We start from the raw sequence: 26,858 nt of genomic DNA, 5'->3' as shown, positions 1-26,858 counted from the left end.
TTCGCGGTTCGCGGTTCGCGGTTCGCGGTTCGCGGTTCGCGGTTCGCGGTTCGCGGTTCGCGGTTCGCGGTTCGCGGTTCGCGGAAACCGTAGCCGGTTCGCCGAGACTGCACGGGCGCGATGCCCACCGCATGCGGTCTCGCGCACGCATACGGTTTCGGAATGCCGGTCACCCCGGCGGAGACGCGCCGCCCGGCGAGCGGCGCCGATCGACCACGGGATGCCACGTACCCGCGGCGGGGCAGCGCCGCCTGGGCCGGCGACGAGGTCCGACCACGGGATGCCACGTGTCTGCGGCCCTAATCCGTGGCAGGGCGCGGCGCAACAGCGCAGCCGATGTCGGAGGCCCCCGCTACCGTGTGACCATGGGCCTGTTCTCTCGTCATTCCGCGCCTCGCGACGCGGTCGCATCCGTCGCCAAGGCGGTACAGGCACCACCGAAGAGCCTGTGGGCCGATGGTTTCGGCCGCCTGGCCGTGCGGGCCGTGCAGATCATCATCGTCGTCGTCCTCGTCGCCGGTCTCATCTGGGGCATCGGTCAGGTGACGCTGGTGATCATCCCCCTTGTACTGGCGCTGATTTTCGCCTCTGCCTTCGGCCCGGTCACGATGTGGATGCGACGCAAGGGGGTGCCCTCCGTCATCGCGACGCTACTGACGCTGCTCGCCGTGGTCGTCGTGCTGGCGGCGCTGGGCTGGCTGGTCGTCAACGCCGTCATCAACCAGTGGGACTCGCTGAGCTCGCAGGCCGTCGAAGGCTTCGAGAAGGCCCAGGATTGGTACCACACGCTGCCGTTCGCGATCTCGCCCGATCAAGTGAACGCGGCCCTCCAGGGCATCGGCGACTTCGTCACGAGCGCCCAGTTCGGCACCGGCGCCCTCGCCGGGGTGAGCGCGGTCGCGTCGTTCGTCACCGGCTTCGTGCTCATGGTCGTCATCCTCTTCTTCTTCCTCAAGGACGGCCCCCGCATGTGGGAGTTCGTGCTGCGCCCCTTCCACGGCGCACACTACGACCGCGCCCGCCGCATCGGCGACAAGACGGTGACCGTTCTCGGCTCGTACGTGCGCGGCACGGCATCCGTCGCCGCGGTCGACGCCATCGGCATCGGCATCGGTCTGGCGATCCTGCAGGTGCCCCTCGCGCTGCCGCTCGCGGTGCTGGTGTTCCTGCTCGCATTCATCCCGATCGTGGGTGCCGTGACCGCCGGCATCCTCGCGGCGCTGGTGGCGTTGGTCACCAACGGCCCGATCGTGGCGCTGATCGTCGTCGGCGTCGTCGTCCTCGTGAACCAGCTCGAGGGCAACTTCCTGCAGCCCGTGCTCATGGGCCGCTCCATGAAGCTGCACTCGTTCGTGGTGCTGGTGGTACTGGCCGGCGGGACGGCAATCGGCGGCATCCTCGGCACCCTCCTCGCCGTCCCCCTCACGGCGGTCGTCTGGGGCATCATCACCGTATGGAACGGCGACGACAAGCCGGCCGAATGGGCGCAGCGCAAGAAGCGCAAGAATCCCGTGCCCCTCTCGGGCTCCGAGGGTGACGCGGGCCGCGACGGCAAGGAAAGCTGACCGCAGTGGCCTACGACATCCCCGCACCGATGCTGGCGAAGTCGGTGCCCGCCGTGCCCGAGCACGAGAAGGTCGCGGGCGGGTTCAGCTACGAGCCCAAGTGGGACGGCTTCAGGGCGCTGGTGTCGTGGGACGGCACCGACGTCGAGATCGGCAGCCGCGGAGCAAAACCGCTCACTCGCTACTTCCCCGAGCTCGTCACCGCCTTCGCGCAGATCCTGCCCGAGCCGTGCCTGATCGACGGCGAGGTCGTCGTCGCGCGCGGTGAGCCGGGCGCGCAGCGCCTCGACTGGGAGGCGCTGTCACAGCGCATCCACCCCGCGGCCTCCCGGGTGAACATGCTCTCGGAAGAGACCCCGGCGATGTTCATCGCCTTCGACCTGCTCGCGCGCGGTGACCGCGACCTTCAGGCGGAGCCGTTCTCGGAGCGCCGCGCCCAGCTCGAAGACCTCCTCGGCGCCGTCCCCCACCCCGTGCACGTCACGCGCACCACCGACGACCCCGACCTCGCTCGCCGCTGGTTGGCCGAGTTCGAGGGCGCCGGACTCGACGGAGTCGTAGCCAAGCCGCTCACGCAGCCGTACGCGCCGAACAAGCGCACGATGTTCAAGATCAAGCACGCGCGCACCGCCGATGTGGTAGCCCTGGGGTATCGCATCCACAAGTCGGGCCAGGGTGTCGGTTCTCTGCTCGTCGGGCTCTACGACGACGAAGGACGCCTGCACGGCGTCGGCGGCGTATCGGCCTGGACGGACGCGCGGCGCAAAGAACTGATCGACGAGCTCGCTCCCCTCGTCGAACGGGATGCCGACGGCGCCGCCGTCGTCGGCGAGACCGATCGTTCACGCTTCTCGGCGTCGAAAGACGTATCGTTCGTGCGCTTGCGCCCGGAGCTCGTCCTCGAGGTGCGCTACGACCAGCTCGAGGGCATGCGTTTCCGCCACACGGTGCAGTTCGACCGGTGGCGACCCGACCGCGACGCCCGCTCGTGCACCTTCGCGCAGCTCGAGACGGTGAGTTCGTACGACCTCGGCGGCGTGCTCGACTGAGAGCCGCCTCGCCGTGACCGCCCCGCGTGAGGGCCACGCGGCCATCGCCTGTCGGAGCGGGGGTGGCGCGGATCCGGGAGCTCGCTCGCTCCGGAGCCCAGGTTCGGGGCGCGAAATGTGCACCGGGGCGGGCAGCGGACGCCCCAATGCACATTCCGCGCCCCGAACCCCCTCCGGCACCCCGCAGCCGCCCGGCTGCCGCCGATGCCCCGTTTCCACGTGGACCCACCCAGCGCCGCCGACCCGCCTCGCCGCCACCCTCGGGCGGCTCGGCATCCGCGCGCACCGCACAGCGTGCAGCAATCACGAACGGGGCGCAGAATGTGCACCGGGGCGGACAGCGAACGCCCCAGTGCACATTCCGCGCCCCGCAGCCACTCCCGCACCCCGCAGCCGCCCGGCCGCCACCGATGCCCCGTTTCCACGCCGACCCACCCAGCGCCGCCGACCCGCCTCGCCACCACCTTCGCCGCGCTCGGGATCCGCTCGCATCGTACAGCCCGTGCAGCAACTACGAACGGGGCACAAAATGTGCACCGGGGCGGGCAGCGGACGCCCCAATGCACATTCTGCGCCCCGCAGCCGCTCCCGCACTCGCTCGAGCCCCGCGACCGACGCCCCGCGCCCCGCGCTATAGCTTCCCGTGCGAAGCCGACTTGGGGGCATTCTCGGCGCATCGGGGCGGGCAACGCCGATCCCGCCCCGAACCGAACCCTGCTGCCCAAGAGCACAGGTCGCTTCGCACGGGCCGGCGCCCCGGCCGTTCCCAGCCTCCGCGCCGCGACCGAGCCCCGGCCACCGCCGTCTCAGCTCCACCCGCGACCGTGCCCCGGCCGCCACCCGCTCAGCCGGCTCCACCCGCTCAGCCGACCCCACCCGCGACCGCGCCCCGGCCGCCACCCGCTCGGCCGACTCCACCCGCTACCGCGCCTCGGCCTCCACCTGCTCAGCCGCCGGCACCCGCTCAGCCGGCTCCACCCGCCCGGCGGACTCAGACGCCGCCGTCGCCGCGCCGGCCGGCACCTCGGCATTCGCCCTCCGACGCCCGCGCCGACGCACGATGACCACCGCCACGATCGCGCCCGCGAGCAGCAGCAGCGCCGCGAGGCCCGACCACGACACCGCCGCGGTCGTGAATCCCTGTTCGACAAGAGCGGGGGCGGCGATCGCGTCGTCGCCCAGGACGACGGGACGCACGGTGGACGTGCCGACGAGGGCGAAGACCGGCCACGCGCTCGTCTCGGTCACCAGGGTCGCCGCGTCGCCCGGCAACAGTTCAGCGGGATCGCCCGCGAGCGATGCGGCGTCGACGCCGGTTTCCGAGACAGCGGCGAGCGCGCCGAGCCGCACATTGCCGCTGTTCTCGACCCGCGTCTCGACGCGGAGCACGCCGGGAGCGAACGGGATCCAGGACGGCGTGAACGTCGCGGCGACGTCGTCGACTCGCAGCGTCGGAACGATGTCGCCGGCCACCTGCAGGTGCACGCGCACGCCGACCCGATTGGTCACGGCAACCCCGTCGCTCGAACGGGTGACCCCGACGACGATTCCCGCGGGGTGGTCGCCGGGGGTTGCCCCGTCGGGCACGTCCATCCGGACCGGAAGCACCCGGGTCTCCCCCGGCGCGACCGTCACCGCTCCGGCATCCAGTCCGCCTACCGTGATCCAGGCACCGGAGTCCTGCGGGTCGCCCGCGGCGATGTCGAACGCGCCGCTGTCGCCGACGACACCGTCACCCGGCGCGACGACATAGGTTGCGGGGTCGGCTCCGAGGTTGGAGACGGCGATGGCGTCATCGATACCGGCGCCGGGGTCGATGGTGTGACGGAGCGAGATGCGCCCGTCGGGGCCGGCAGAACTCGCCGGCGAGACCGACCATTGCGCGGCGGACGGTGACGCGGCCGCCGGGTCGACGGTGACGGCAGCCACGGGCGCGGCGAAAAAGGACGGGACAGCAGCAACCGGCGCGGCGAAGAAAGACGGAACAGCAGCCACCTGCGCGGCGAAGAAAGACGGAACAGCAGCCGCCGGCACGACGGAGGAAGACGGAGCAGCAGCCGCCGGCACGGCAGAGAAAGACGGAACAGCAGCCGCCGGCGCGGCGGAGAAGAGCAGGACAGCGGCGACGGCCGCAGCGAAAGCAGAGGTGCGGGAGAACACGGGAATCCTCGGGTCAGGGGGACGAACGGAGCCGGTGCGCCCCCGTCGGGGAGCGCACCGGCCGGAGGGGATCAGTCCTTCGCGAAGAGCGTCAGGGTGATCTCACTGCCGTAGCGGCCGCTCTCGGCGGTCGCGGGTATGGTCAGCGCCAGGTCCGCGGCGACGACGGTCTCGCCGACACGCTCGACGCGACCGGCGTCGGCGAGGGTGGCGGGCTTGTCCAGCGTTGCGGTGCCACCGGCTGCGGCACCGGCGGCCGAGCGCACGACCTTCGGCGTCCAGCTGAGGTTGTCGGCACCGAACGAGCGGTTACCGGCGACGAACGCCGACGCCGAACCCGACAGCGTCCACCCGCGACCCTGCGCCTGCGCCTCATTGCGGGAGTCGTTCACGACGACCTCCGGCAGCGCGGCCTGCTGCGACGCCGCGTCACCGGCGAAGGTGACGGGGCCGTCGGTGTCGGGAAGAGCGAGGCTCAGCTGACCGGCCTGGGCGGGCAGGGGCACCGACGCCTCGACGCCGACCGCGTCCCCCTCGGCATCCGCGTGCCCGAGGGCGTCGAAGATCGTCTTGCCGAGGTCGGTGTTGTCGAGGTACGCGCCGCGGACGAAGTCCCACTGGGTGGCGCGAGCCGTGAGCACCTCGGAGCCGGCGCCCTTCGCGTACAGCGGGACGAGCGCGTTCGTGTGCCCGCCGGAGTGCCACGACACGTTCGGCAGCTGGCCTTCGACACCCGTGAGGGCGGTCCACCCCTTCTCGGCACCGGCTCCGGGGCCGGCGAGGTAGCCGGTCTCGTGGTCGGCGGTGACGACGACGAGCGTCTCGTCCCAGCTGGAGTTCTTCTCGACCCAGTCGGTGACGGCGTCGACGGAGTCGTTGAAGGAGAGCTGCTCCTCAACGATGCGGGTGGTCTGGTTGGCGTGACCGGCCCAGTCGACCGCACCGCCCTCGACCATGAGGAAGAAGCCGTCGTCGTCTTTCTCGAGCACGTTCAGCGCGGCCCGGGTGGAGGTGGCCAGCGACGGCACGTCCGCGTTGGCCGCGTCGGTGAAGGGCAGCACGTTCTTGTTCTGCAGACCGGGACGGTTGTACTGGAACGTCTCGGCGACGCGAGCGAGGCCGAAGAGCTTGTCGGGCACGTTCTGTCCGTCCGCGACGCGCTCGAAGTCGGCCTTGCTCTCGACGTACGAGAAGGGCGTCTTGCCCTGCGTGACACGGTCGAAATCGGTCTGCGAGATCCACGACCCCGCACCGAAGTGCGACGCCCGGGAGGTGCCGGCATCCGTGTAGTTGGGGTGTCCCCCGCCGATGAGCACGTCGACGCCCGAGTCGATCATCTCGGTGGCGAGGCCGTGGTAGTCGTTGCGGCTCTTGTTGTGGGCGATGAAGCCGGCGGGGGTGGCGTGGTTGAAGGGGACGCTGGTGACCAGACCCACCTTCTTGCCGACCTCCATCGCCTGCTCGCCGACGGTCAGCAGGCGCGTGCCGTCGGCGGAGAAACCGAGCGTGCCGTTCGTGGTCTTCACGCCCGTGCCCAGCGCGGTGCCGGCGGCGGCGGAATCGGTCGCACCGGATGCCACCCACGAGAAGTCGCCCCAGGCCTGTTCGGGCGTGTACGCGGCGCGACCGCCCGCGGAGTAGTGCGACTGCGCGAGCTGCACGGGGAAGTCGTCGTAGACCTCGCTCTTGGTACCGGGCACCTTCGTGGCGGCACCGGAGTTCGGGGCGACCTCGACCTGCTGGTAACTGGTGCCGCTGTCGTACAGGCGAGCGGCGTCGAACTGGTTGTAGCCGGCACCGTCCGAGATGAGGACGATGACGTTCTGGGGGGCGGGGGTCTCCGTGGTCTCCGCCGAGGCGGCGACGCCGGGGGTGGCACCGAGCGCGACGCCCGCGACGGTGCTCATGACGATCAGACGACGCGTACGTCCGGTCGTGCGCTTGTTCATGTGTTCGCTTCCGTTTCGTATGGGATTCACCGACCGCCGGGGGGCCGGTCGGAATCCACGGTGACGGAAGGTCCTCTCGTGAGAACGAATCTCAGGACACCCGGAGATGAACGTTCACCCGGTGTCCTCACTGTTCGGTGAACACTCGGATGTGCGCTGGCATCCCTTTCGCGAAAATGCGACGATGCCGCCTCAGTCCGACGACGGATTCTTCGCCCGTGACGGCTGCACGCGCGGCGGCTCTCCCGGCATCTTGGGGAACTCCGGCGGGAAGGGCAGCTCGCCGAGACCGTCGTCGAGGTCGCGTTGCCACCACTGCAGCAGGGTGTCGATGCGCCCGGGCTTCTCGCCGAACCCCGCCCACGGATCGCCCACGGATGCCAACCGCCCCGGGATCGAGCGCACGGTGAAGGCGAGCGGGTCGAGGCCGTCGAGTTCGTCCCACGACACCGGCGTCGACACCGTCGCGGTGGACAGCGCGCGAGGCGAATACGCCCCCGCCATCGTGCGGTCGCGGTTCGCCTGATTGAAGTCGACGAAGACGCGCTCGCCCCGCTCCTCCTTCCACCAATTGGTGGTCACGGCATCCGGCATCCGTCGTTCCAGCTCGCGGGCCGCGGCGATCACCGCGTGCCGCACGTCGAGGAACTCGTGCGTCGGCTCGATGGGACAGAACACGTGCAGGCCGCGGTTACCGCTGGTCTTGATCCACGCCTCCAGCCCTGCCTCGTGCAGCACGGCCCGCAGCTCGTGAGCCGCGGTGACCGCCTCGGCGATCCCCGTGCCCGGCTGAGGGTCGAGGTCGATGCGCAGCTCGATCGGATGGTCGGCGTCGCTCGCGAGCGAGGCCCACGGGTGGAACACGATCGTGTTCATCTGCGCCGCCCACACCGCCGACGCGATCTCACCGAGGAAAAGCTGCGGATGCCGGCGCCCGCTGTTGTACGTCACCGTCACGGCCTCCACGAAGGCCGGCGCCCCCTTCGGCGGGTTCTTCGAGAAGAACGCCTTGCCGCCCACACCCTCGGGGAAACGCTCGAGCGACACCGGCCGGTGCCCGTTCGCGGCGATGAAGGGCTCGGCGACGGCGATGAGGTACTCGGCCAGCTCGCGCTTGGTGATGCCCACCTCCGGCCACAGCACGCGATCGGGGTTGGAGATGCTCACCTCGCGGTCGCCCTCGGGGCCCGGCACGGTCAGCGTGATGCGGGGGGATGCCATGCCCCGACGCTAGTGCGCGCGACGGTGCCGTGTCTTCCCGTTGCGCTCTGCCCGAGGCCTCCCCCGCCGCGCGAGAGCGGGCGCACCGGGAGGCCGTCGCGCTGCGCGAGGGCCGGCACGACGGTGCCGTGTCTGCCCGTTGCGCTCTGCCCGAGGCCTCCCCCGCCGCGCGCAAGCGGGCTCACCGGGGAGGGGTTCGCCCCTCACTCACCGGGCGAGCGGGGTCGTGTCGAGCCCCGGCCGACGGCATCCCCGTACGCTCGATGCATGACCACCGCCGCCGGCCGTACCGCCCTCGACATCGCCGACTGGCGCCTCCGGATCTTCGCGCTCTATGACGCGGTGCGCCAGGCCGACGACCCCGAAGACGCGCACGAGCTCTGGCGCATCGAGCGCGACGCGCTCTTCGCCGACCACCCGGCCACCCCGCTTCTGCCGGAGCAGCGCGAGGGTTTCGTGGGACTGCCGCTCGCGCCCTACGACGCGGCCTGGCGCTTCGAGGTGCCGCTGCTCGACGCCGACGAGGCATCGTTCGTCGCGACCACGGGGACCGACGGCGAGGTCGGCTTCGAGCGCATCGGGCGCGTGGCCCTGCCCGACACCGGGTCGTTGGATGTCTGGCGGCTGACGTCCTACGGGGGCGGCCTGTTCGTCCCGGTCCGGGATGCCACGGCGGGCCGGCCCGGCGGAACCTACGGCGGCGGGCGCTACCTGCTCGACACCGTCAAGGGTGCCGACCTCGGCCGCGGGGAGACACCCGACAGCCTCGTCATCGACTTCAACTTCGCGTACAACCCGTCGTGCGCCTACGACCCGATGTGGGCGTGCCCGCTCGCTCCGGCCGGGAACGTCCTGCCCGTGACGGTCCCGGTCGGCGAGATGTACGGCGTCTGACCCGACTGAGAACGGGCCGCTCCCCGAGGGGTGCGGCCCGTTCGTGTCGAGATCTCAGGCGGTCGGCGCGTCATCCTCGGCGGCGAGGGCGATCACCGGAGCGAGTTCGTCGCGCCCGAGACGGATCCACGGTCCGGCTGGGTCGATCAGGACGCCGGTCAACCCGTCATCCGTCGCCAGCGCCTTGGAGAGCTGCGCGGTGCGGATCGGCAGGGGTTGGTCGCCGCGACCGAGGGCGAGCAGTTCGAGGGGGTGCGAGAACACTTCGAGGAAGCGCTCACCCGTGGCCGATCGCGATTCCGCGACGCCCATGGGGCCGCCCTCTTCGGTCTGGTTGACGGCGATCCACATCGGCGCATCGGCCACGATCGCGTCGACGACGGTGGATGCCGTGGACTCGGTCCGCGCCTCGCACAGCGCCGTTTTGATCCGCAGCTCCGGGTCGACCTCGGCGACCATCCGCTCGAGAAGCGCCTTCGGCAGAACGGCACGCCCTTCCGCGGCCGCGGGGTTGAGCACGACCCCGGCGTACGGGCCGTCGATGATGTGGCGCAGGAGCGCGAGGACGGGCTGAGCCATCGCCGAGGTGTCGCGGTCGCCGTCGGCTTCGACGCTGGCCCGCAGAGCCATCCCGCCGCTGTAGCCGATCACGAGCTGCTCGTCGCCGTTGTTGGCGACGGCGAGGGGCAGATCCTTCCCCTCGGCCATCAGGGCGCGCGCATCGCCCTTCACGCGGAGGAAGACGTGTCCCTGCAGTAGCTGTCGCGCGACGTTGAGCAGTTGGGCGGGCTCGGCCACGCCGGTGATCTCGGCGAGGGCGTTGGCCAGCAGCACGTTGTCACGCAAACCCGGCATGGTCTCGGGAGCCTCCGGGGCCACCATCTCACCGGGCTGTCGTGCCGACGGGCGTGCCGCGACGGGCGGAGCCGACGCTTCGGCGGGGGTCTCGGGTCCGGCTCCGACGCCGCGGAACGACGACATCGAGATGCCGACCGTCGGGGTCACCTCGGCGGGGGCGGTCGGGCTGTCACCGCCGGCGGTGGCCGTGGGCGTGGCCGGAGCGGCATCGCTCGGGCCGGTGGGGTCGACGGGCTGTTCACCCGGTTCGATCGTCGCGTCGGGACGATCGACCGATGTGTCGCCGGACGCTACGTCGTCGGAGTCGGACTTCTTGCGGCGCGAGAAGAGAGCCATTGGGCCAGCCTAGCCGTGGCGCTTCGACTGACCGGCCGGGGAGCCCTCGCGGTGTGGGGCGCATTCCGCACGGTGGGGCGCGCGCATGGCGCTCCGAACGGCAGAACGCGCCCCGAATTCCCCGGGTGTCCGTGCTACAGCTTCGCGATCGGCGCGATCTTGACCAGCAGCTTCTTCGGCCCCACGGTGTCGAAGCGCACGTGCGCGACGCGCTTGGCCCCCTCGCCGGTCACGGCATCCACACGACCCTCGCCGAAGTCGTCGTGACGGATGCGGTCGCCCGCCGCGAGCTGCAGGTCGCCGTTATCTCGCACCTTGGCCGGGATGCGGTTGGGGAACTTGCTCGGATCGGCCGGCGCGCGTTTGGGCAGGGGCACGAGGTCGTCGCCGTAGCGGTTGCCGCCACTCCCGGCCTGACCGGGGCGTCGCCCGCGGGCGTTCAGCGCGCGCGATTGCGAGCCGCCGCGGCCGTTCACGTCGCCCGGCGATTGACGCCAGTCGATGAGATCGGCGGGGATCTCCTGCAGGAAGCGGCTCGGCATGGCCACGGTCACCTCGCCGAACTGGGCGCGAGTCATCGCGAGAGAGACGTGCAGGCGTTTGCGGGCGCGCGTGATGCCGACGTAGAACAGGCGCCGCTCCTCCTGCGGACCGCCGGGCTCGTTGGCCGAGATGCGATGCGGCAGCAGGTCTTCTTCGACGCCGGTGAGGAACACCGCGTCGTACTCGAGTCCCTTGGCCGTGTGCAGGGTCATGAGCGACACCGAGCCTGACGCGTCGTCGAGGTCGTCGGCATCCGCCACCAGGGTGACCTCGGTGAGGAAGTCGATGATGGTGCCCTCGGGATTGTTGCGCGCGAACTCCCGGGTCACCGCGACGAGCTCGTCGAGGTTCTCGAGGCGCGCCTCGTCCTGCGGGTCACGGCTGGCGCGGAGGGCGTCGAAGTAGCCGCTCTTGTTCAGCAGCAGGGTGAGTCCCTCGGTCACCGACGTCGAGGGGGCGAGCTCTCCGGATGCCGGAAGCATGACGACGGTCGCCTCGGTGAGGACCGCGTCGAGCTGATCGATGGCCTTCTGCAGCTTCGGCCCGACGCCGATCTGCCCCGAATTGGCCAGGGCGTCACGGAAGGTGATGCCGTGCTCGGCGGCGTAGCGGGCGATCGCGGTCTCGGTGACATCGCCGATACCGCGGCGCGGACGGTTCAAGATGCGGCGCACCGCCATGCCGTCGGCGGGGTTGGCCACCGCGACGAGGTAGGCGAGGGCGTCCTTGATCTCGGCGCGCTCGTAGAACTTGGTGCCGCCCATGATCTTGTAGGGAACGGCCGAGCGGATGAAGATTTCTTCGAGCGCACGCGACTGCGAGTTGGTGCGATAGAAGACGGCGACGCCGGAGTAGTCGACACCCTTCTTGTGCAGGGCCTCGATCTCGTCGGCGACGAACTGCGCCTCGTCGTGCTGCGAGTAGCCGGTGAAGCCGATGATGGGATCGCCGGCCCCCACGTCGGTCCACAGCTTCTTGTCTTTGCGGTCGAAGTTGTTCGAGATCACCGCGTTGGCCGCCGACAGGATGTTCTGCGTCGACCGGTAATTCTGTTCGAGCAGCACCACCTTCGCGCCCGGGTAGTCGCGCTCGAACTCGCTGATGTTGCGGATGTCGGCGCCGCGGAAGGCGTAGATCGACTGGTCGGAGTCACCGACCACGGTGAGGGATGCCGCCTCGTCGGCCGCCGGCTCCGCGTCGAAGATCATCATGCCGCCGGACGAGAACGGCTCGGCGTCGGAGCCGACGGGCCGGGTCAGCTCGTGGATGAGGGCGTACTGCGCGTGGTTCGTGTCTTGGTACTCGTCGACGAGGATGTGGCGGAACCGCTTGCGGTAGACGTCGGCGACCTTCGGGAACGCGCGGAACAGGTAGACCGTCTGCGCGATGAGGTCGTCGAAGTCGAAGGCGTTCGACCGCTGCAGTTCCCGCTGATAGGACGCGAAGATCTCGACGAAGACCCGCTCGGCCGGGTCGCTCATGTTGGCGGAGCGCGCGTACGACTCGGCATCCGCCAGTTCGTTCTTGAGCTTCGAGATGCGGCTCTGCGTACCGGCGGGGGTGAGGCCGAACGAATCGCCCTCGTGCTCTTTGACGAGGCGCTTGATGAGCGCGCGCGAATCGCCGGAGTCGTAGATCGTGAACGCCTTGGTGAAGCCGAACTGCTCGGCCTCACGCCGCAGGATGCGCACGCACGCGGAGTGGAACGTCGAGATCCACATGCCGTCGGACTTCTGGCCGATCAGCTGGTGCACTCTCTCGCGCATCTCGCCCGCGGCCTTGTTGGTGAACGTGATCGCGAGGATCTGGCTCGAATACGCCTCGCGCGTGCGCAGCAACGACGCGATGCGTCGCGTGAGCACGCTCGTCTTGCCTGATCCGGCTCCCGCCACGATCAGCAACGCCTGGCCGCGGTACGTCACGGCCTCGCGCTGCGGACCGTTCAACCCCTCGAGGAGGTCGGCGTCGGGTCTGGCCGCCGACGGCAGAGGGCCGTCGACGATGAGGGGCGTGAAGGCATCGGTCATGGCGGGGTCAAGTCTAGGCGGGGCCTCCGACATCGGCCCCGACGGCTGTCCACGCCGAGGCGCAGTATCCTCGCGTCTCGGCGGTCGAGCATCGCCGCACCGGGGCGGCAGCGGCTCTCAGGCGCGCGCTTCGCCCGCTGCCCCCGACGACAGCAGCGACTGTGCACGCGAGAGGTGCTCGGCATCCACCGTCACCTCCCACCGCTCGGCCTCGAAGCCCTGCACCGACGAGAAGTCGCGACGCCCGCCGGTGAAGGCGTGGCCCGCGAATCCGAAGACCGCTCCCCACACCGCACCCATCACGAGTCCGAGCAGCAGCAACCCGAGGAATCCGCCGGGGGTCAGCAGCCCGATCAGCACACCGATCATCAAGCCGAACCATGCTCCCGATGCGGCACCGAGACCGGCGGCGCGACCGCGCGTCAAACGCCCGGTCACCTGCTCGACGATGCGCACGTCGTGCCCCACGATGGCGGTGTGCTCGACGGGGAAGCCGGCGTCGGAGAGGCGGTCGACGGCAGCCTGCGCCCCGGTGTAGTCGCTGAAGCTCGACAGGATGCGGCGTTCCGGAGTGGCACGGGTGACGTCGGACATGATGGGTTCCTTCCCTCGGTGCCCTCACGCTAGACGGGGCAGGTGACACCCCGAGGGCGCTTGCGCGAGGGTCTTCACCCGGATAGATGAACCCGTGTCAAATCATGGATGCCGTCCAGCCGCAACCGCGAAGATGGACCCATGCGCCTGATCCTCAACATCCTGTGGCTGGTCCTGTCGGGCTTCTGGCTCTTCCTCGGCTATCTCGCCGCGGGCGTCGTGCTCTGCATCCTCATCATCACGATCCCCTGGGGGATCGCATCGTTCCGCATCGGCTTCTACGCGCTGTGGCCGTTCGGCCGCGAGACGGTGACGAAGCCGACCTCCGGTATCGGCTCCCTCCTGGGCAACATCGTGTGGGTCGTTCTCGCCGGGTGGTGGCTGGCGCTGGGCCACATCTTCACCGGCATCCTGCTGTGCGTGACGATCATCGGCATCCCGCTCGGAATCGCCAATTTCAAGCTCGTGCCGGTGTCGCTCATGCCGCTGGGTACGGAGGTGCGCGACATCCGCCGCGGCGGGCCGTTCGATAAGACGCTCGGGCGCTGAGCGGCCGGACTCAGCGCGCGGAGCGGACGTAGGCGCGGCTCGGAAGAGCGAGCAGGATGCCGACGACGGCGACGATCACGCTGACCACCGCCGTGGTGGCGACGACCTCGACGGGGAACGCCCCGTCGCGTGCGCCGGTCAGGCGGGCGAGCTCCCACGGCAGGATGCCGATTTGCTCGTTCCATGAGCGCAGCGCGGTGCGCGCCCCCACCATCCCGATGGTCGCCGCCGGTAGAGCGGAGGCCAGCCCCACTCCGGCGAGCGCGACGCCCACCGCGCGACGCGATCCGATCTGCGCCGCGAGCGACCAGCCGGCGGCGATGAACACCCAGGCCACCAGTGCGAACGCGAGCGCCGAGTAGAGGATCCTGAGGGCCGGTACCGACCACAGGTGATGCCAGACGCCGTCCGGCCCCGACAGCGACACGGGGACAAGCGCGACGACGCATCGCAGGACGATGGCACCCCCGACCGCGGCGATGACGGGCCAGGGCGAGCGGCGGCCGAGGAGCAGGCGCACCGCGACGGCGAGTAGCAGCCAGCCCGCGATCGCCAGCGCGACGCTCCACAGCCCGTCGCGCGGGGTCTGCGCCACACGCGTGGCGACGAGGACGCCGCCGGGTACGAGGATCATGAGCCAGCGATCGACCAGGAGCAGGCCCAGGCTCGACTCCCGCGCCCGCCAGGGCCTCGACGAGGCGATCCAGGTCGCGCGGGCGGCGGCGGCCCCCGGTCGGCGGACGAGCCGGGTGCGGGCGGCCACCATGCCGATGCCGACCCAGACCACGCCCAGCGCCAGGAGAAGACGAGCGGACCATTGGGTCGTCGGGCCGACCGTGATCGGCTGGCGGGCGAACGGATCGACCACCACCGCGAGGATCGCCCCCGAGACGAGGAGCATTCCGATGACGCCGAGGGCCAGGATGCCTCGCCCCGCCGTCGTCGCCATGCGCCTACGTTACCCGCCGTCCCTGGGGCGTTCGACCGCGCGTCGGGCGCGCACCGCGGCCGGTCAGGCCCCGTCGTGCAAGGTGACCTGAAATCCGTCGGGGTCGGCGAACGTGAAGGTGCGTCCGAAGGGACCGTCGATGGGGCCCATCACGATCGTGTGTCCGTCGGCAGCGAGCGCATCGTGGATCTGCTGCACGTCCGTGGCGTGCAGCCACACGGCGACCCCGATACCGGGCTGGGCGACGCCCGTGAGGTCGGTGCCGGACGCGAGGTCGCGCAGGGCGAAGGCGATTGGCGCCGTGTCGAACACCACCGCGTGCGGGGGGCCCGCGGGCGAGCGTTGCAGCCCCAGGTAGCGCTCGTAGAAAGCGTGCGAGGCAGCGAGGTCGCGCACCTGGAGGGAGAGGAAGTCGGGACCGGTGACGGGCATGATGAACTCCTTGAGTGTCAGTTACCTGACATAAATCGTATGTCAGAATACTGACATGGCACAAGAGGCGATCGACCTGGACACCTCACTCGGGTACCTCCTGAAAGAGGCGGCGAGCGCGCTGCGCGCCTCGATGGAGGATGTCCTCCGCCCCCTGGGCATGACGGTCACCCACTACTCGTGCCTGGAGCTGCTCGCCCAGCGACCCGGCCTGACGAACTCCGACCTCGCCCGCGGCGCGTTCGTCACCCGACAGTCTATGAACGTGCTCCTGCAGTCGCTCGAGCGCGAGGGAATCGTCGAACGCCCCGACGCGGCCCCCGTGGGCAAGGCACTCCCCACTCGCCTCACCAGCAAGGGCCGGCGCTCGCTCCACGCGGCGAGCGCAGCCGTGCGCTCGGTCGAGAAGCGCATGCTCAGCGGGATGACGGATGCCGAGCAGTCGGCCGCCCTGCACGCCCTGCGCTCGATGGTGCACGCTCTGCGCGACTAATCTCGAGCCGCGGATTGTGTAACAATCTCCTCATGCTCCCCGCCCTCGCCGTCCTCGCCGCGGCGCTGTGCTTCTCGACCACGGGCACCGCGCAGGCGCTCGCGGGTGTCGACGCCTCTCCGCTCGCCGTCGGCGCCGCGCGAATCGTCGTCGGCGGCGGCATCCTGGGCCTGCTCGCCTTCCTCCGACGTGCCCCCGCATCCTCGCGCCCGGCCTCGCGCGGCCCGGTGGCCGTGCTCATCGCCGTCGGCGCAGTCGGCGTCCTGGCCTATCAACCGCTGTTCTTCCTCGGTACACGGGAGAACGGCGTCGCCATCGGCACCGTCGTCGCCCTCGGATCGGCCCCGATCGCGACGGGGATCGTGGATGCCGTGCGCCGGCGCCGCGCACCCTCGACGCGATGGATGCTCGCCACCGCCATCGCCCTCGCCGGCGTCGTGCTGGTGTCGGGCGTGACCGGTGGGGCGGTCGCGCTCGCCCCCGGCGGCCTCCTCGCCTCGGCCGGGGCGGGAATGTCGTACGCCCTCTATACGGTGTGTGGAAAGGCGCTGCTCGAGAGGGGGTGGGACTCGACTCGCGTCATGGGCACGGTCTTCGGCGTCGCCGCCGTGGCGAGCCTGCCGGTCCTTCTGATCGCCGGGGCGTCATGGCTGCTCACGCCCAGCGGTCTCGCGCTCGCGCTCTGGCTGGGTGTGGTGACGACGACGGTCGCCTACCTGCTCTTCGGCTGGGGGCTGGCGCGCCTGACGGCCGTCACGGTCTCGACACTGACCCTGGCCGAGCCCCTCGCTGCCACCCTTCTCGGTCTGTTCGTGCTGCACGAGCAGCTCACCCCTGTCGGCGCGCTGGGCCTCGCGCTCATCGCGGTGGGCCTGGCCGTCGTGTCGGTTCCATCGCGCCGGCGGGGGGAGGTTCCGGATGCCGCGGCCCGGGCGTGAGGAGCCCCGGTCGGGCGACGACCTCACCGTGCCCGACGAACTCGCGGTCGGTCCGGGTGCCGTACCCGACCAACCTGCGCGGGGCAGAGGCTCCGCAGCCGACGCCCTCAGGCCGGGCACGGGCGCCGCACCCGACGCCCTCGGGCCGAGCACTGCCCGCCCCACCGCGCAGCCGTCGGCGCCTGACGCGACGCGCGCTCCCGGCCCCCGCGCCGCTGACCGGCTGGCCGACACGATCCGCGCCGCGATCCTCTCGGGAGACCTCGCCCCGGGCACACCCCTCCGCGAGGAAGACCTGAGCGCCACGCACGGCGTCTCCCGGCACACCGCGCGCACGGCCCTGGCACGCCTGACCGCCGAGCGTCTCGCCACGGCCGAGCCCTACCGCGGAGTGCGGGTGTCACTGCTCGACGACGATGCGCTCATCGCTCTGCAACAGCTGCGGTGCGCCCTCGAGACGGAGGCTCTGCGGATCGTGCGCGACCGTGGCATCCGTCCCCCCGACATCGATGACGCCCTCGATGCCCTCGACGTGGCGGAGGCATCGGGCGACTGGCCGGCCACCCTCGCCGCGCACGCGCGGGTGCACCTGGCGCTGGTGGATGCCGCCGGCAGCCCGCGGATCGCGGAAGCGTACCGACGCTTGGACTTCGAGATGCGCTTGCTGCTCAGCCACGTACGACCGGCGTATTTCCCCGGCGCGCTGACCGCGGAGCATCACACCTACGTGGAGCAGGCATTGGCCGACCCGGAGCACGCCGTTCGCGCGCACCTCGACCATTCCACGCGGTCCATTCTCGACAGCCGACACGGCGGGTGATTCCGGCGGTGGAATGATGGCGACGTACCGAGCATTGGGGGCGCCATGACATTCACCATCGACCCGCCGATCGGGCGGCCGATCATTTCGGCGGTAACGGGAACCAACGGCAAAACGAGCGTCGCTACCGCGACCCGTCAGGTGATGAACCTGATCGGCTGGCGCGCCGCCGGATACGACTCGACGGGTATCACCGACGTCGAGGGCGTCGCGCACAAGAGCAATGTCCGCCGCTCGCCGGACTATCTCCCCGACCTCATTCGAACTCAAGTCGCAGCGGGCGCGCAGGCGATCTCCCTCGAGGCGTTCGTCGGAATCCTCGCCGATGGACTCTTCGAGCACGTCGAGGTCGACACGGCCGTCTCCACGGGTCTGGAGAGAGACCACATCGATGTCCACCGCAGCGTAGAGGGGTATTGGAACGCGAAGCTCCGACTGTTCGCCGAGTACCTGCGGCCCGACGGTGTCGCCATCATCGCGACCAATTCCGCGCAGGGCGATCTCGTCCGCGACGCCGTCGCCCGCCGGGGCATCCGGTTGGTGACCGTCGGCGAGGGCGGCGACATTCATCTCGACGACGCCGTCGAGAACGAAGGTCGAATGCACGGCGATCTCCGGGTCGGCGCGGCGGCGTACCGGGTGTCGCTGCCGACCGTGCACACCGTAGCCGTGACGAATCTGCTTCTCGCGTCGGCGGCCGTCATCGGAGCGGGCGGCGATCCCGGCGCCGTCGCCGACGCTCTCGCTCGGGTGGAACCGCCTCCGGGGCGGCTGCAGGTGATCGCCCAGGCGGACGGCGTGACAGCGATGGTCGACACCGCGCACAATCCCGGTGCCTTGCGCACAGCGCTGCGCGCGGCGCGAGCCCGCACCGAGCGACGCGTGATCCTGGTGTTCGGGGCCGGCGGAGAACGAGACCGGGGCAAGCGCGCCCAGATGGGGGCGATCGCCGCCGAGCTGGCCGACGTGGTCATCCTGACCGACGACAACCCGCGTCGGGAGCCGCCCGAGAGGATTCGCGCCGAGATCCGCGTCGCGGTTCCCGACTGCGTCGAGATCCCCGCGCGCAAGGATGCCATCCTCGCTGCCGTGCACATAGCGCGCGCCGGCGACCTCGTGCTCGTCGCCGGAAAGGGCGACGAAAGCGATCAGATCGTGGGGACGCAGCGCCTGCCGCACGACGATCGAGAGATCCTTCGACAAGCCATGTCGTGACCGATGAACCTGCGGCGCCCTTCGAAGACGGGCGCCGCAGGTTCATCGATCCTCAGGCGTGTCCGCCGTCGGGGTCGTAACCGCCATCGGGGTCGTACCCTCCATCCGGGTCATAACCACCGTCAGGGTCATAACCACCGTCAGGGTCATAACCACCATCCGGGTCGTAACCACCGTCAGGGTCATAACCACCATCCGGGTCATAACCACCGTCAGGGTCGTACCCACCATCCGGGTCGTAGCCACCATCCGGGTCGTAGCCACCATCCGGGTCGTAGCTGAGGTCGGATTCTTCGTTCGTCATGATGCCCCCTCTGTATCGCCCGCTCTGTCACCGGCGAGTCCTCACCGATCCAACTCAGATCGGGGCGCGACACGCAAGCACCTTCCCGCGGATAACGGGGCGCACGCGTCTCGACCCCGTCGACGCCGCCCGACGTCCGCCGCCGATGCGCCACACGGCGACACATCACGTCACTTGTCGCAACGCCCCGCCGCGCCCACACGACGCCCGGGTTAGCGTGGGCGCACATCGCGGCGATCCGGGCGGTCCCGGGCCTCGGCTCATAACCGAAGGCGTGGCGGGTTCGACTCCCGCCGTCGCGTCCACTCGTCGAGAGCTGGCTCACACCACTTTCGAAGTCCGAACGCGCTGGCGTACTTTATATCTCGGAGGTATATCGTGCCGGACCGCTTTGCTCGCCACCGCGCATCGGATCTCATCCGCGCCGCCCGAGCAGATATCGGAATGTCCCAAGCACAGCTGGCCGAAGCCGTCGGGATGAGTCAGCCGAACATCGCGGCGATCGAGTCCGGACGGCGCACTCCGGGTTCGGACGTGCTCGAGCGCATCCTTCGGGCCGCCGACTACCGCCCCAGCATCGCGGTGGAAACCTCGGCCCGGTCGATCATCGACGAGGGGGCGCGGCACGGCGTGCGTGGCATCCGCGTGTTCGGATCGACGGCGCGGGGAACAGACCACTTCACGTCCGATATCGACATGCTCGTGCGGCTCGACCCGAATCGAAGCTACTTCGACATCGCCGCGTTTCAGAATGCCGTCGAAGTGCTCACCGGGTTCCCCGTCGACGTCGTGATCGACGACGACAGCCGCCCGGAGTTCCTGGACGACATCGAATCGGTGCCGCTGTGACGGATTCGGCGGATGACACACGATTCGTTCGCGCACCGCGGCGAGATGTCGACCCCTGGGCCGGCGAGAAGACCCGCGCGAATTTTCGTGACAGCTTGGATGCGATCGACTCATTTCTGGCGCACGCCTCCGGCGGCGGGCGCTCGGCGTTTGTGCGCAACTCCCCCGCGTACGCGACAGGGTCGATGGCGATCATCCGCGCAGCGGCGTTGTTCGAGTCGGAAGAGTTCGCACCGTTCCTCGTCGACACTTCGGAAGACGTCGCTCGCGCAATCCGCACCACCCGCCACATCGCGTCTCACGCGGGATACCGAGCCATGAACGACGAAGTGTTCTGGACGACGCTCACCGTGCATCTTCCGCCGCTGGTGGCCCAGTGGCGTCGCGCCGCAGATCGGTGATGCCGGTGGGCGCGATCTCCGACGAGGAACAGGCTGTCGGGGGCGCCGGTCAGCTGATCACCGGGAACTCTGCGGACCTCTGCAGCGCCGGTCGCCTCGCCCGCGACCCGAGCTTGCGCCCTGGCGCGCGCCGGCTGGAATCCTCACGTCGGCGCGCTGATCCTTTCGCTCCGGCGATGAATGTCGCCGCCGCGACGTTCCTGCGGGATTCGCTCCTGGACAACGCCTCGACCGACCTGATGTCGTGTTCTTCGATTCCTTCGCCCAGGATGCCATCACCTCCGACCACGCCCTCCCCATGAGAGACGTTCCGGCCCGGTGGATCAGCCCCTCCTAGCCCTCGCCGGTCGCCTGACAACTGTCATGCTGGGTACATGAGCTCCCCCGCGCCCCAGGACGTTCCCGTCGGAAGCGACAGCATCCGCCTCGGCCCGTTCCTCAAGTTCGCCGGCGTCCTCGACTCCGGCGGCGACGTGAAGGAAGCGATCATCGACGGCTATGTGCAGGTCAACGGCGAGATCGACCGCCGACGCGGGCGGCAGCTGCAGGTCGGCGATGTCGTGACCTTCGAGGGGCGTTCCTTCCGCGTCCAGGCCTGAAAGCCAACGCACGGCGAGAGAGAACGAGCGCGAAGCGCGCGTGCCTCGCTCCGACGCTCAGCGCGTCGCCCCCTCGCCGTCCTGCGGCCTGGAGCCGCACCCGGAAGCGAAGTGCGCGGGTCCAACCGGGGCTGAACGGTCCCCCAACGGCCCGACCGACACGCGAAAGGCCCGCCTCCCCGAAGGAGAGAGCGGGCCCCCGACACGGCATCCCGTGCTCGTGACACGGGATGCCGCTACACCTCAGTGCTCGTCGTAGTGGTCGGTGTGCAGCGCGTGACGGTGTCCGTCGTGCACGTAGTCCGCGTGGTCGTCGTGCGTGATCTTCTCGTGCCCGCAGTCGTCGCCGTGACGGTGTTCGTCGACACCGTGCTCGGCCTTCGACTCGTGCTCGTCGTAGTGATCGCCGTGCAGCGCGTGGTGGTGGGTGCCGTGCACGTAGTCGACGTGGTCGCCGTGCTCGATCTTCTGGTGGCCGCAGTCGTCGCCGTGGGCGTGCTCGTCGACGGAGTGCTCGGCGTGGGTCTCAGCGGTGCTCATTGTTCGTTCCCCTGGTCTATCGGTTCTTGGACGTGGGCGATCGCATCGAGCACGACGTGAGCGACGTGCTGGTCGGCAAGGGTGTAACGGATCTCTTTCCCCTCGCGTTCCGAGCTCACCAGTCCCGCCTGGCGCAGCGTCCGCAGGTGTTGCGACACCAGCGGTTGCGACAGGCCGGCTTGGTCAGCGAGCGCGCCGACCGTGAGCGGTTCGCGGCTCAGCAGCCACACGAGCGCGAGACGCGACTCGTTGCCGAGAACCTTGAACAGCTCGGCGGCCTCATCGAGCCCGGCGATCTTGTCCACGACATCCACGACACCACACATATGCAGAGATTGCAATGCGTTGAAGTAATCGGGAACGGTTCTCGTTCGCGTTATCGAGACCCCTGAAGGCTCAGCCCTGACGGCCCTTGAATCGCGGGTTGAGCTTGTTGATGACGAACACCTTACCGCGACGGCGCACGACCTGCGCCCCGGGCTGCTTCTTGAGCGACTTGATCGACGCACGGACTTTCATGGCATCCTCCTTGTTGATAATCGTTCTCAGCAACACGGTAGGGTGTCGGAAGCTCCCTGACAAATGAGAGGTGGATGCCATGAGCCGCACGATCGTCATCACGGGCGTCTGCGCCCCCGAACGCCGCGCGTACGCCGAACGCACCGCGATCGCACTCGACCGTTCGCTGCACCTGCTGCGCTACGCCGACCTGCGCTCCCCGCACGCCCTCCCCCATCCGCGACCCCGCACCGACGCCGAGACCGTCGTCGTCGACCTCGGAAGCGACGTCGACCTGATCCACGCGATCGGTGCTCGCGGCGGTGCCGCGGTCGAAGCGGTGTGCGTGGTGGACGCTCGTCACATGATCGGCGACCTGCTGGACGACGCCCCGCTCGTGGCATCCGCCCGCTCGGGAGACACGCGCAGTGACGTCGGCGCACGCGCCCGGCAGGCGGCGCTTGCACTGGAGCTGGCGACCCGGATCGTCTGGATCAACTGGGAGCAGGTGCCGACGCCGGCGCTCGCCGTTCAGATGGCCCTGGCATCCCACCTCAATCCGACGGCCATCGTGCGTCTTTCTCGCGACCCGGTCAGTGATCTGCGGTCCGACGCCGTCCACGAGGGCGAGATCCTCGAACGCGCCGGATGGGTGCACGCGCTGAACGGCGAACACGATCCCTACATGCGCGACAACCGCGTCATGACCGTGCACTACGAACAGCTGCGGCCCTTCCACCCCGCACGCCTGTCGACCGCCCTCGACCGACTCGACGAGGGCGCCGCCGGACGCCTCGTCCGCTCGGCCGGATTCTGCCGCCTGGCGTCGCGCCCCGGCGTCCTCGCTCGGTGGGAACACGTCGGATCCGCGATGTGGATCGAGCCGTTGGGAACGGATGACGGGCGCATGGGCATGGGTCAGGAGATCGTCTTCACGGGCCTCGACCTCTCGACGCCGAAGCTCGCGCACGTGCTCGATCAGGCCGCTCTGACCGACGACGAGCTCGCCGCGGGCCCCACGGCGTGGATGACGTTCGACGACCCGCTCCCGGCGTGGCCCGCGGTGGACTCGTCGATTCCGGATGCCGCGGACTGATCGCATCCGTCCGCGTCCGGCCCTGCGGCGCGCTGCGACTGTCGGGCGGGTGCGGTCGTGGGGCGAAGGTGGGCCGGGGGTGGGCCGGGCGGTGGGTGCGGCCCGTGGGCCGGGTGGTGGGCGCGACCGCGGGCGCAGAGCCTAGGCGGCTTCTACGAGAGGTCGAGTTTGGGGCGGGTTTCGCGCATTGGGGCGCACGGCGTCCGCCCCAGAAGCACGAACCGCGCCCCGAACCGAACGGCACAGCCGCTGCCCGACGCAACCGACCGGGCTGTCAAGCCGGTTCACCGCTCCCGCTCCGTGCGGCACCGTTGGCGCATGAGCACTCCTGACATCCCGACCCGCCACTCCGACGACGCCCACGCCGACTCCGCCGCCCCCACGGATGCCGTCACCGACGAGGTCCGCCAAGACGCAGCCGAGGCCGAGGAGCACGTGAGCCTCGACGACCACACCGGCGACGCGTTGGATGACGATGCCCCCGCCGATGACCCCGGCTTCCCGGCCGCCGAGGGACACGCCTGATCGGGCCGACAGACCTCGGCATCCGTCGATGAGGTGCCCGCCGTCGTTCACGCCCCTCGTCCGGTGGGTCGGCCGACGTCGCTACGCGATGCGCGTGCCCGGCGGCAACCGCTTCGCGGGGGTGCGGGTGCGGGCGATCCCCCAGGCCATCAGCCCGACGGCGAGCACCGCCTGCGTGAGCAGACCGATGAACCAACTCGGCGCTGTTCCCGCGATCTGCTGCTCGGGCGTCTCGTACGGCGGCTGCTCCGCCTGGTAGTACTGCGAGCAATAGTCGTACACGCGTTGAGGCTCGGGAGGGATCTGGGCCATGCGAACCCCGTAGGCGATCTGTGAGAACAGGTCGCTCGGTGCGCCGTAGCCCTCGTCGTACGTCGGCGGTGTCGCGTCGGCCAGGATGACGAACGGGTTCGCCGCGAGCAGCCACCACACCCGGTCGAATCGCGGTACGTCGCTGAGAGAGGTCGACTCGGTGCACCCGAGCTCATCGATCGGGGGGCATCCTTCCGTGCCGACCGGGCCGTACGGGTCGCACCCTGGCGGGAGGGAGCTGACGTCGTAGTCGCGTGTCACCGTCTCTTGCGTCGTGCGCAGAGCCGTCGCCCCCAGCCCGAACGCCAGAAGGGTGCCGATCGTCAAGGCGGCGATGAGGAGGTACGTGCTCGCGACCGAGAAGAGCGGTCGGGCGACGACGGCACTCAGTCCCACGCCGATCGCCGCGACGACACCCACCTCGATCACCAGGATCATCAACGAGCTGATGATCACCAGAGGGTTCAATTCGCCGGCGAATGTCGCGACGAACAAGAACGGCAGCGCTACCACCAGGAACGCCAGGCCCGAGATCCAGGCTGCGAGGAACTTGCCGACGACGATCTCGGTGGTGGTCGCAAGAGTGACCTGGACGGGCGCGAGGGTGGCGGCATCCCGATCGCCGTTCACGGCGCTGCCGCTCAGGGTCGGCGACACCAGCAGCACGAGCAGCAGCACCAGCATGATGACGATCGAGAAGAACCACTCGTTGCCGCCCGTCCACAGGGCGAACGACGCGAACGAGAGCACGAGCAGCCCGATCAGGATGACGGCGAAGACGCCGAGCAGGACGTACCACGCGACGGATCTCGCGCGCTGACGCAGCTCGATCCCGATGATCGTGCGAAGGCGGTGAAGGTTCATGCGACGCTCCCGTCGTCGGGACGGTTCGCGGGCGGCGACGTCGGCCCCGGTGGGACCTCGGACGACGGGGGCACCGGCTCCGGCGGCGACGTCATCCCTGGGGGCACATCGGAAGACGGGAGCACCGGCTGCGTGGCGGCCCCGGGCGACGCCGCACCCGCTGCCTGCGCTCCCAGGTCGAGGAAGGCGTGCTCGAGGTCACCGACCGCGGGCGCGAACTCGACGACCGGGAGCCCCGCGCTGATCAGCGCCCGGAGCCCGGCGACCGCGCCGGCCTCGTCGGAGAACGGCACGAGGACGTCGCGCCGGTCGACACCCACCTCATCGCCCGTGCGCCCGAGCGCGGCCGCGACGTCGAGACGCACGGCATCCATCGGTCGGGAGACGTCGACGGGCACCCGTACGCGCCATGCCCGCACGCGGCGGGCCGCCGCAGCGACACGGTCGCCGCCAACCGTGCGTCCTTCGACGAGGAAGACCGCGTCGTCGACGACCTCTTCGAGTTCCGAGAGCACGTGGCTGGAGATGAGGACGGTACGACCCTCGGCCGCGAGACGTCTCAGCAGCACGCGCAAGGCGATGCGCGCCTGCGGATCGAGACCCGACGCCGGCTCGTCGAGGAGCAGCACGCGGGGGTCGTGGACGAGCGCGCGGGCCAGGGCGAGCCGCTGCTTCTGCCCACGGGACAGCACGCGGGCCGGCGACGCGGCGAGTGCGCTCAGGTCGACGAGCGCGAGCAGCTCGTCGGCGCGCGCACGCGCGGCATCGCGCGACAGATCGTAGAGCTGCGCGGTGGCCACGAGCACCTCGCGCGCGGTGAGGCTGGGCCAGGCCCCGAGCGAGTCCGGCATCCATCCGAGGAGCCGCCTCACCCCGGCCGGGTCGGCCACGGGATCGACGCCGCCGAGACTCATGCGCCCCGCGTCGGGCTGCAGCAGCGACGCGAGCATGAGCATGAGCGTCGTCTTGCCCGAGCCGTTCGGACCGACCAGCCCTGTCACCCGTCCGGGTGCCGCAGTGAAGGTGACCTCGCGCACGGCGTGGACCGCACCGAAGGACCGTTTGACTCCTGCGACGTCGATACCGGCATCCATGCGCCCCACCCTAGAGGGGGTCTCCGACACGGCGTCCGGCCCTCCACCGGTCGGCCCCACCGGATCGGCAGGCGTTTCCGCGGCTCGACCGCCTATCGGGCGGGCGCTGACGCCCGCGCGTGTCGGCGGTCGTCGGTCCGCGACGACATCCTCGTGCGAGAGCCGACGCCGGGCGTCCGCGGCGGCGCGGCACAAGCGATCGATGTCGGAGCGGGCGGGCGGATCTCAGGATGCCGCGAGCGCCCGCCCCAGCGCATCGCCCGACGTCCACGCCGTGCGGACGGCCGCGCTCTCGCCCCACGCGTCTCCGCACGCGGACAGCCCGGGCGAGCGGAAGAAGGGGTGCCCCGTCGCCTGTGCGGGCCGCGCGAAGGTCCAGCGATGCGCGTGCGTGCTGAGGGGGTCGGCGTCGATACGCAGCAGGCGACGAGTCGCTGCCAGCACGGGCGCGATCGCGTCATCCGGGTCGTCGAGGTGTCGCCGCGCGTGATCGGCCGTGGTGTGCACGACGAGCACGGGTGCGCCGTCGCCGCGGCGGTCGCCGTCGTCGGCGATGAACGACACATCGGCGTCACCGTCGGCGAAGGCGCCGTGCAGGTCGGCATCCCACTGCCGCTCGTCCCACCGCAGGACGACCGCGATGACCGGATCCCACTCCTGCGGACCGCCGAGGGTGTCGCCGGTCAGTCGCGCGGCCTGCGGGGCGGGCATCGCGAGCACGACCTCGCCTGCTTCCTCGTCGTCGATCCGGTACGGTTTCACCCGCTCGACGACCCGCTCGGATTCGACGTCGAGGCCCGCGGCGAGATCCAGGGCGAGAGTACGCAGACCGAGCGGAGCAGCCCATCGCATCGGTCCGGGTTTGGGCGTGCGCCGGCCTTCGGCGTCGATCACCTGGAACGTGTCCGTCCAGGGGCGCGCGAGCTCCCGCTCCTCCCAGTCGGCGACGACATGCCCGAAGTCCGCGGCCTCGCCCACCACGAAGTACGAGGCCCCGAGGTCGACCGGCCGTCCGTCGATCGTGCGGCTCGACAGCCGACCGCCCACACGTCGACCACGATCGAGCACCCGCACCGATCGCCCGGCATCCTGCACCGCACGCGCGCACGCGAGTCCCGAGATACCCCCGCCGACCACCGTCACATCCACCGTCATGGGGTCATCCTCGCGCGGCGGGCCCGGGC

Annotated in this window: 28 protein-coding genes and 1 tRNA gene; 14 read left to right on the top strand and 15 right to left on the bottom strand. The window is 70.3% G+C overall.

The window, feature by feature from the left end; translation table 11 throughout:
- Positions 1 to 365 precede the first annotated feature (365 nt).
- Both MT347_RS02425 and MT347_RS02420 read left to right on the top strand, forming a co-directional pair.
- Positions 366 to 1,565, top strand: coding sequence for an AI-2E family transporter (locus tag MT347_RS02425; protein WP_243497763.1), 1,200 nt, complete (start codon positions 366 to 368; stop codon positions 1,563 to 1,565).
- Positions 1,566 to 1,570: 5 nt separating this feature from the next.
- Positions 1,571 to 2,614, top strand: a complete 1,044-nt coding sequence (locus MT347_RS02420; RefSeq protein ID WP_243497761.1) for an ATP-dependent DNA ligase — start codon at positions 1,571 to 1,573, stop codon at positions 2,612 to 2,614.
- A gap of 921 nt (positions 2,615 to 3,535) precedes the next feature.
- On the opposite strand, the gene MT347_RS02415 is transcribed toward MT347_RS02420, so the two are convergent.
- The 3 genes from MT347_RS02415 to ligD form a co-directional block, all read right to left on the bottom strand.
- Positions 3,536 to 4,774 carry a hypothetical protein gene (locus MT347_RS02415; RefSeq protein WP_243497758.1) on the bottom strand — a complete coding sequence of 413 codons (1,239 nt, stop codon included), beginning with the start codon at positions 4,772 to 4,774 and terminating at the stop codon, positions 3,536 to 3,538.
- A 71-nt stretch (positions 4,775 to 4,845) separates the two neighbouring features.
- Positions 4,846 to 6,723, bottom strand: a complete 1,878-nt coding sequence (locus MT347_RS02410) for an alkaline phosphatase (protein WP_243497756.1) — start codon at positions 6,721 to 6,723, stop codon at positions 4,846 to 4,848.
- Between the two features lie 192 nt (positions 6,724 to 6,915).
- Entirely contained in the window at positions 6,916 to 7,944 is a 1,029-nt protein-coding gene (ligD, locus tag MT347_RS02405; protein ID WP_243497754.1) for a non-homologous end-joining DNA ligase, read from the bottom strand.
- A gap of 267 nt (positions 7,945 to 8,211) precedes the next feature.
- Here ligD and MT347_RS02400 point away from each other — a divergent pair, with 267 nt between their 5' ends.
- Positions 8,212 to 8,838: a DUF1684 domain-containing protein gene (locus MT347_RS02400; RefSeq protein WP_243497752.1), complete on the top strand. Its 627-nt coding sequence runs from the start codon at positions 8,212 to 8,214 to the stop codon at positions 8,836 to 8,838.
- A 54-nt stretch (positions 8,839 to 8,892) separates the two neighbouring features.
- Here MT347_RS02400 and MT347_RS02395 read toward each other — a convergent pair whose 3' ends face one another.
- The 3 genes from MT347_RS02395 to MT347_RS02385 all read right to left on the bottom strand — a co-directional run bounded on the left by MT347_RS02395 (position 8,893) and on the right by MT347_RS02385 (position 13,196).
- Positions 8,893 to 10,032, bottom strand: coding sequence for an SseB family protein (locus MT347_RS02395; RefSeq protein WP_243497751.1), 1,140 nt, complete (start codon positions 10,030 to 10,032; stop codon positions 8,893 to 8,895).
- A gap of 134 nt (positions 10,033 to 10,166) precedes the next feature.
- On the bottom strand, positions 10,167 to 12,602 hold the full coding sequence (locus tag MT347_RS02390; RefSeq protein WP_243497749.1) for an ATP-dependent helicase: 2,436 nt from the start codon (positions 12,600 to 12,602) through the stop codon (positions 10,167 to 10,169).
- Positions 12,603 to 12,719: 117 nt separating this feature from the next.
- Positions 12,720 to 13,196 (bottom strand): general stress protein, encoded by a 477-nt coding sequence (locus MT347_RS02385; protein WP_243497746.1) that lies wholly within the window; start codon positions 13,194 to 13,196, stop codon positions 12,720 to 12,722.
- 141 nt (positions 13,197 to 13,337) lie between these two features.
- On the opposite strand from MT347_RS02385, the gene MT347_RS02380 reads away from it, so the two are divergent.
- Positions 13,338 to 13,745 (top strand): YccF domain-containing protein, encoded by a 408-nt coding sequence (locus MT347_RS02380; RefSeq protein ID WP_243497745.1) that lies wholly within the window; start codon positions 13,338 to 13,340, stop codon positions 13,743 to 13,745.
- Between the two features lie 10 nt (positions 13,746 to 13,755).
- On the opposite strand, the gene MT347_RS02375 is transcribed toward MT347_RS02380, so the two are convergent.
- Positions 13,756 to 14,694, bottom strand: coding sequence for a hypothetical protein (locus MT347_RS02375; RefSeq protein ID WP_243497742.1), 939 nt, complete (start codon positions 14,692 to 14,694; stop codon positions 13,756 to 13,758).
- 63 nt (positions 14,695 to 14,757) lie between these two features.
- A complete protein-coding gene (locus tag MT347_RS02370) occupies positions 14,758 to 15,126 on the bottom strand; it encodes a VOC family protein (RefSeq protein WP_243497740.1) in 369 nt (122 codons plus the stop codon).
- 55 nt (positions 15,127 to 15,181) lie between these two features.
- On the opposite strand from MT347_RS02370, the gene MT347_RS02365 reads away from it, so the two are divergent.
- Genes MT347_RS02365 through MT347_RS02350 form a run of 4 tightly spaced genes read left to right on the top strand, consistent with a single transcriptional unit; the run spans position 15,182 to position 18,592 of the window.
- Positions 15,182 to 15,619, top strand: a complete 438-nt coding sequence (locus MT347_RS02365; protein WP_243497738.1) for a MarR family winged helix-turn-helix transcriptional regulator — start codon at positions 15,182 to 15,184, stop codon at positions 15,617 to 15,619.
- Positions 15,620 to 15,651: 32 nt separating this feature from the next.
- Positions 15,652 to 16,557, top strand: a complete 906-nt coding sequence (locus MT347_RS02360) for a DMT family transporter (RefSeq protein WP_243497735.1) — start codon at positions 15,652 to 15,654, stop codon at positions 16,555 to 16,557.
- Positions 16,538 to 17,377, top strand: a complete 840-nt coding sequence (locus MT347_RS02355; RefSeq protein WP_243497734.1) for a GntR family transcriptional regulator — start codon at positions 16,538 to 16,540, stop codon at positions 17,375 to 17,377. Before MT347_RS02360 ends, MT347_RS02355 begins: the two co-directional genes overlap by 20 nt.
- 45 nt (positions 17,378 to 17,422) lie before the next feature.
- Positions 17,423 to 18,592, top strand: a complete 1,170-nt coding sequence (locus MT347_RS02350) for a Mur ligase family protein (protein WP_243497732.1) — start codon at positions 17,423 to 17,425, stop codon at positions 18,590 to 18,592.
- Positions 18,593 to 18,644: 52 nt separating this feature from the next.
- Here the strand turns inward: MT347_RS02350 and MT347_RS02345 are convergent, their stop codons facing one another.
- A complete protein-coding gene (locus MT347_RS02345; protein WP_243497730.1) occupies positions 18,645 to 18,896 on the bottom strand; it encodes a hypothetical protein in 252 nt (83 codons plus the stop codon).
- 229 nt (positions 18,897 to 19,125) lie between these two features.
- Between MT347_RS02345 and MT347_RS02340 the strand changes: the two genes are divergently transcribed.
- From MT347_RS02340 to MT347_RS02325, 4 genes are all read left to right on the top strand, one after another.
- A tRNA-Met gene (locus MT347_RS02340) sits at positions 19,126 to 19,201 on the top strand.
- Positions 19,202 to 19,274: 73 nt separating this feature from the next.
- Positions 19,275 to 19,745: a helix-turn-helix domain-containing protein gene (locus MT347_RS02335; RefSeq protein ID WP_308194195.1), complete on the top strand. Its 471-nt coding sequence runs from the start codon at positions 19,275 to 19,277 to the stop codon at positions 19,743 to 19,745.
- Between the two features lie 95 nt (positions 19,746 to 19,840).
- A complete protein-coding gene (locus tag MT347_RS02330) occupies positions 19,841 to 20,146 on the top strand; it encodes a hypothetical protein (protein ID WP_243497720.1) in 306 nt (101 codons plus the stop codon).
- Positions 20,147 to 20,520: 374 nt separating this feature from the next.
- A complete protein-coding gene (locus MT347_RS02325) occupies positions 20,521 to 20,745 on the top strand; it encodes an RNA-binding S4 domain-containing protein (protein ID WP_243497716.1) in 225 nt (74 codons plus the stop codon).
- Between the two features lie 243 nt (positions 20,746 to 20,988).
- Here the strand turns inward: MT347_RS02325 and MT347_RS02320 are convergent, their stop codons facing one another.
- The 3 genes from MT347_RS02320 to ykgO form a co-directional block, all read right to left on the bottom strand.
- On the bottom strand, positions 20,989 to 21,285 hold the full coding sequence (locus MT347_RS02320) for a hypothetical protein (protein WP_243497715.1): 297 nt from the start codon (positions 21,283 to 21,285) through the stop codon (positions 20,989 to 20,991).
- Positions 21,282 to 21,590, bottom strand: coding sequence for a helix-turn-helix transcriptional regulator (locus MT347_RS02315; RefSeq protein WP_243497712.1), 309 nt, complete (start codon positions 21,588 to 21,590; stop codon positions 21,282 to 21,284). The genes MT347_RS02320 and MT347_RS02315 overlap by 4 nt, the downstream gene beginning before the upstream one ends.
- 91 nt (positions 21,591 to 21,681) lie before the next feature.
- Positions 21,682 to 21,804 carry a type B 50S ribosomal protein L36 gene (gene ykgO / locus MT347_RS02310; RefSeq protein ID WP_056226526.1) on the bottom strand — a complete coding sequence of 41 codons (123 nt, stop codon included), beginning with the start codon at positions 21,802 to 21,804 and terminating at the stop codon, positions 21,682 to 21,684.
- A 79-nt stretch (positions 21,805 to 21,883) separates the two neighbouring features.
- Here ykgO and MT347_RS02305 point away from each other — a divergent pair, with 79 nt between their 5' ends.
- Positions 21,884 to 22,879: a GTP-binding protein gene (locus MT347_RS02305; RefSeq protein WP_243497706.1), complete on the top strand. Its 996-nt coding sequence runs from the start codon at positions 21,884 to 21,886 to the stop codon at positions 22,877 to 22,879.
- A gap of 318 nt (positions 22,880 to 23,197) precedes the next feature.
- Positions 23,198 to 23,404 carry a hypothetical protein gene (locus tag MT347_RS02300; protein WP_243497703.1) on the top strand — a complete coding sequence of 69 codons (207 nt, stop codon included), beginning with the start codon at positions 23,198 to 23,200 and terminating at the stop codon, positions 23,402 to 23,404.
- Positions 23,405 to 23,485: 81 nt separating this feature from the next.
- On the opposite strand, the gene MT347_RS02295 is transcribed toward MT347_RS02300, so the two are convergent.
- The 3 genes from MT347_RS02295 to MT347_RS02285 all read right to left on the bottom strand — a co-directional run bounded on the left by MT347_RS02295 (position 23,486) and on the right by MT347_RS02285 (position 26,829).
- Positions 23,486 to 24,580 carry an ABC transporter permease gene (locus MT347_RS02295; protein WP_243497702.1) on the bottom strand — a complete coding sequence of 365 codons (1,095 nt, stop codon included), beginning with the start codon at positions 24,578 to 24,580 and terminating at the stop codon, positions 23,486 to 23,488.
- Complete coding sequence (locus MT347_RS02290) at positions 24,577 to 25,674, bottom strand: ABC transporter ATP-binding protein (protein WP_243497701.1); 1,098 nt, start codon at positions 25,672 to 25,674, stop codon at positions 24,577 to 24,579. Before MT347_RS02290 ends, MT347_RS02295 begins: the two co-directional genes overlap by 4 nt.
- Positions 25,675 to 25,899: 225 nt before the next feature.
- Positions 25,900 to 26,829, bottom strand: coding sequence for an NAD(P)/FAD-dependent oxidoreductase (locus MT347_RS02285; RefSeq protein ID WP_243497700.1), 930 nt, complete (start codon positions 26,827 to 26,829; stop codon positions 25,900 to 25,902).
- Positions 26,830 to 26,858: the final 29 nt, after the last annotated feature.

This window comes from Microbacterium sp. VKM Ac-2923, assembly GCF_022815605.1.
Classification (GTDB): Bacteria; Actinomycetota; Actinomycetes; order Actinomycetales; family Microbacteriaceae; genus Microbacterium.
Note: the sequence above shows the minus strand (reverse complement) of the source record. Positions and strands in the feature narration are given on the sequence as shown.

Excerpts from the sequence above, each read along its gene's own strand:
- MT347_RS02425 (WP_243497763.1), top strand. The coding sequence starts at position 366 with ATGGGCCTGTTCTCTCGTCATTCCGCGCCTCGCGACGCGGTCGCATCC.
- MT347_RS02410 (WP_243497756.1), bottom strand. The coding sequence starts at position 6,723 with ATGAACAAGCGCACGACCGGACGTACGCGTCGTCTGATCGTCATGAGC.
- ligD (WP_243497754.1), bottom strand. The coding sequence starts at position 7,944 with ATGGCATCCCCCCGCATCACGCTGACCGTGCCGGGCCCCGAGGGCGAC.
- MT347_RS02400 (WP_243497752.1), top strand. The coding sequence starts at position 8,212 with ATGACCACCGCCGCCGGCCGTACCGCCCTCGACATCGCCGACTGGCGC.
- MT347_RS02395 (WP_243497751.1), bottom strand. The coding sequence starts at position 10,032 with ATGGCTCTCTTCTCGCGCCGCAAGAAGTCCGACTCCGACGACGTAGCG.
- MT347_RS02390 (WP_243497749.1), bottom strand. The coding sequence starts at position 12,602 with ATGACCGATGCCTTCACGCCCCTCATCGTCGACGGCCCTCTGCCGTCG.
- MT347_RS02385 (WP_243497746.1), bottom strand. The coding sequence starts at position 13,196 with ATGTCCGACGTCACCCGTGCCACTCCGGAACGCCGCATCCTGTCGAGC.
- MT347_RS02380 (WP_243497745.1), top strand. The coding sequence starts at position 13,338 with ATGCGCCTGATCCTCAACATCCTGTGGCTGGTCCTGTCGGGCTTCTGG.
- MT347_RS02375 (WP_243497742.1), bottom strand. The coding sequence starts at position 14,694 with ATGGCGACGACGGCGGGGCGAGGCATCCTGGCCCTCGGCGTCATCGGA.
- MT347_RS02370 (WP_243497740.1), bottom strand. The coding sequence starts at position 15,126 with ATGCCCGTCACCGGTCCCGACTTCCTCTCCCTCCAGGTGCGCGACCTC.
- MT347_RS02365 (WP_243497738.1), top strand. The coding sequence starts at position 15,182 with ATGGCACAAGAGGCGATCGACCTGGACACCTCACTCGGGTACCTCCTG.
- MT347_RS02360 (WP_243497735.1), top strand. The coding sequence starts at position 15,652 with ATGCTCCCCGCCCTCGCCGTCCTCGCCGCGGCGCTGTGCTTCTCGACC.
- MT347_RS02355 (WP_243497734.1), top strand. The coding sequence starts at position 16,538 with ATGCCGCGGCCCGGGCGTGAGGAGCCCCGGTCGGGCGACGACCTCACC.
- MT347_RS02350 (WP_243497732.1), top strand. The coding sequence starts at position 17,423 with ATGACATTCACCATCGACCCGCCGATCGGGCGGCCGATCATTTCGGCG.
- MT347_RS02345 (WP_243497730.1), bottom strand. The coding sequence starts at position 18,896 with ATGACGAACGAAGAATCCGACCTCAGCTACGACCCGGATGGTGGCTAC.
- MT347_RS02325 (WP_243497716.1), top strand. The coding sequence starts at position 20,521 with ATGAGCTCCCCCGCGCCCCAGGACGTTCCCGTCGGAAGCGACAGCATC.
- MT347_RS02320 (WP_243497715.1), bottom strand. The coding sequence starts at position 21,285 with ATGAGCACCGCTGAGACCCACGCCGAGCACTCCGTCGACGAGCACGCC.
- ykgO (WP_056226526.1), bottom strand. The coding sequence starts at position 21,804 with ATGAAAGTCCGTGCGTCGATCAAGTCGCTCAAGAAGCAGCCCGGGGCG.
- MT347_RS02305 (WP_243497706.1), top strand. The coding sequence starts at position 21,884 with ATGAGCCGCACGATCGTCATCACGGGCGTCTGCGCCCCCGAACGCCGC.
- MT347_RS02300 (WP_243497703.1), top strand. The coding sequence starts at position 23,198 with ATGAGCACTCCTGACATCCCGACCCGCCACTCCGACGACGCCCACGCC.
- MT347_RS02295 (WP_243497702.1), bottom strand. The coding sequence starts at position 24,580 with ATGAACCTTCACCGCCTTCGCACGATCATCGGGATCGAGCTGCGTCAG.
- MT347_RS02290 (WP_243497701.1), bottom strand. The coding sequence starts at position 25,674 with ATGGATGCCGGTATCGACGTCGCAGGAGTCAAACGGTCCTTCGGTGCG.
- MT347_RS02285 (WP_243497700.1), bottom strand. The coding sequence starts at position 26,829 with ATGACGGTGGATGTGACGGTGGTCGGCGGGGGTATCTCGGGACTCGCG.